Source organism: Acidithiobacillus sp. TH-A35 (assembly GCF_057473505.1).
The window spans coordinates 1-2,901 of record NZ_JBYCKR010000127.1 but is presented as its reverse complement, the minus strand read 5'-3'; the positions used below and the strand labels follow the sequence as shown (position 1 = coordinate 2,901).

The following is a 2,901-nucleotide window of genomic DNA, read 5'->3' as shown; positions in this document are numbered from 1 at the left end:
CAAAGCATCCCGCACTATACCCAAGTGAACACTTTTTTTCCAGCCTTGTTTGACGCGGCTGACACACTCTTGTACTTTTCTGGAATGCCTCAATCATTTCCACGCCCTGGCCCGCATCGAAGCATCATGGCTGTTTCCATCATCATCCCCTGCCACAACGAATCCGGGAATCTTGCGACACTCTACGCCCGGGTCTGTGCTGTCATGGACGAAGCGGGTGAGCCGTGGGAGATGATTTGCGTCAATGACGGCAGCAGCGATGACACGCTGTTGCAGTTGATCGCCCTGCATCGCCAGGATAGACGAGTACGAGTTATTGATTTATCCAGGAATTTTGGCAAAGAGGCGGCGCTCACCGCCGGGCTGGATGCCGCGCAGGGAGAAGCCGCCATTCCTCTGGATGCTGACCTGCAAGACCCGCCCGAACTGATTCCCGAGCTTCTCGCCCAATGGCGGGAGGGGTTTGATGTGGTGAACGCCGTCCGACTCTCCCGCGAAGGAGAATCGTGGCTCAAACGCGCCTCTGCGCATGTCTTTTACCGGATCATCAATCGCATGAGCGATGTGGAGATACCGCCGGATACGGGGGATTTCCGGCTGCTGTCCCGTCCGGTTCTTGATGCCTTGCAGACCCTTCCTGAACGCAGGCGCTTCATGAAGGGTTTGTTCGCCTGGGTCGGTTTTCGCAGCACGAATGTTTACTACCATCGTGCGCCCCGCCATGCGGGGAAAACCACCTGGAACTATTGGCGGCTATGGAATCTCGCCGTAGAAGGCGTTACTTCTTTTAGCCAGGTACCATTACAACTTGCCGCTTATCTGGGTTTTGTGGTTTCGCTGTTGGCCTTCCTTTATGCCGTCTGGCTGATCATCAGCACCCTGGTGTATGGAAACCCGGTAAAGGGTTATCCATCCATGATGGTTACCTTGCTATTCCTGGGTGGCGTGCAGCTCATGGCCCTGGGGGTGATCGGTGAATACCTCGGCCGGATCTATGAGGAAAGCAAGCAAAGGCCGGTATACCTGGTCAGACAAGCCTGGGGAATGGTCGACTCACCTAACGCGATTCGATCAGAAGACAACCCATAATTATTGGGCATTAAGAGAAAGGCACGCGTTTCCCGGCGAGCACTGCTTTTCCGCAACTTTTCAGGTACACTGTCGCCCAGATTACCGCCTACCAACCCAGAGATCGCCCTTGGTATCCATAAAATCCTTTATTACCAAGCAGTTGAACCTGCCCGACAGCGCCGTCGAAACGGCGGCGGCGCCTTCGTCGCCATCACCCGGCATCCCCGGTGCACGAGTGACGCCGCGCAACGAGCACAACGTATCCCGGCGCCAGATTAGTGACAGTGCCTTGCAAGTGCTCAATGGCCTGCACCGCGCCGGCTTTCAGGCCTATCTGGTCGGCGGCAGTGTCCGCGATCTGCTGCTGGGACGGGAGCCTAAGGATTTCGATGTCGCGACGGATGCGCGCCCGGAGCAGGTCCGGAAGCTGTTTCGGCGTAACGCACGACTGATCGGCCGACGCTTTATTCTGGTCCATGTGCAGTTTGGTAACGAGATTATTGAAGTAGCCACGTTCCGTGGCAGCGCGAACGGCAAGGAAGACGAAGCCAGCGAGCACAGTGAAACAGGGCGCATATTGGCAGACAACGTCTATGGCTCGCTGGAAGAGGACGCGCGGCGAAGGGATTTCACCACCAATGCCCTTTATTACAATATTGCCGACCGCAGCATTTTGGATTTCTCCACGGGCATGGAAGATTTGCAGGCCGGTCGCCTGCGTGTCATTGGTGATCCCGAGCAGCGTTACCGGGAAGATCCGGTGCGGATGCTGCGGGCCGTTCGCTTTGCTGCCAAGCTGGGATTCATAATGGATACAGCCGCACAGGTGCCCATAGCGGCCTGCCGCGAGCGTCTGCAGGAGGTACCCTCGGCGCGGCTGTTTGAGGAAACGCTGAAACTTTTTCTGAACGGTAATGCGCAGACCAGTTTCGAACACCTACGTCAGCAGGGACTGTTTGCCGCCCTGTTTCCGCAGGTGGATGTGCTCCTCGACAACGCGGAATACGGCGCAGCGCGTGCATTGTTGCAAGGCGCGCTGGAAGGCACCGATACGCGGGTACGCGACGGCAAATCGGTGACGCCCGCGTTCCTTTTTGCCGCACTGCTCTGGCCAGCCCTGCAACTGCAAAGCCAGTTGCTCGAACAACAGGGCAAACCCGCCACGGTCGCGTTGCAGCAGGCCGCCAGCGACGTGCTGAAGGAATGCGTGGGGCGGGTTTCTGTCCCCCGCCGCTTCGCCCTGCCCATGCGCGAAATCTGGGATTTGCAGGCGCGTTTTCTGCGCCGTGGCGGACGTCGTCCTCATGCTCTGCTCGCCCATCCACGCTTTCGCGCGGCCTTCGATTTCCTGAGTCTGCGCCGCCACAGTGGAGAAATACCTGCCACTTTGGTGGAATGGTGGGAACAATTCCAGACTGCAGATCATGATGGTCGGCGCCTCCTCATCGAGCAGGCCCGTCTCGAAGAAACCGGACAGGAACCAGCGCTGGGGCCACTCCCGGCAACATCACGTCGCCGTCCCCGGCGACGGCGACGGCGCAGTAACCGTTCGGATCAGGGCGACGTGGCCCAACCGGGCGGCGCAGACGACAGTTATGACGACGGACAAACCGCCAACGGTTAATCCGGATCCGCTCATTTCTACGGGACACGACTCGCTGGACGCTCACAGTGCCATCCCAAAGGCAGGCCACCTACCCGCCGAAGAGATTCAGAGGATGCTGCAACAGCGATGGGGAGACGCGCTGCTAGAGCGCCTGCTCGCCATCGGCAGGATTGCTGCAAAGCTTGGCACACCGGCTTATCTTGTGGGCGGCTCTGTCCGTGACC

The 2,901-nt window shown here is 58.7% G+C and carries 2 protein-coding genes; both read left to right on the top strand.

What is annotated here, in order from left to right; genetic code table 11:
- Positions 1 to 126 precede the first annotated feature (126 nt).
- Positions 127 to 1,089, top strand: a complete 963-nt coding sequence (locus AC2VNK_RS04505) for a glycosyltransferase family 2 protein (RefSeq protein WP_486882973.1) — start codon at positions 127 to 129, stop codon at positions 1,087 to 1,089.
- A gap of 109 nt (positions 1,090 to 1,198) precedes the next feature.
- The gene (gene pcnB / locus AC2VNK_RS04500) at positions 1,199 to 2,695 is read left to right on the top strand and encodes a polynucleotide adenylyltransferase PcnB (RefSeq protein ID WP_486882972.1); all 1,497 of its coding nucleotides are present in this window, start codon (positions 1,199 to 1,201) and stop codon (positions 2,693 to 2,695) included.
- Positions 2,696 to 2,901: the final 206 nt, after the last annotated feature.

What these genes read in the sequence shown, in the direction of transcription:
- AC2VNK_RS04505 (WP_486882973.1), top strand. Translation starts at nt 127, where the DNA reads ATGGCTGTTTCCATCATCATCCCCTGCCACAACGAATCCGGGAATCTT.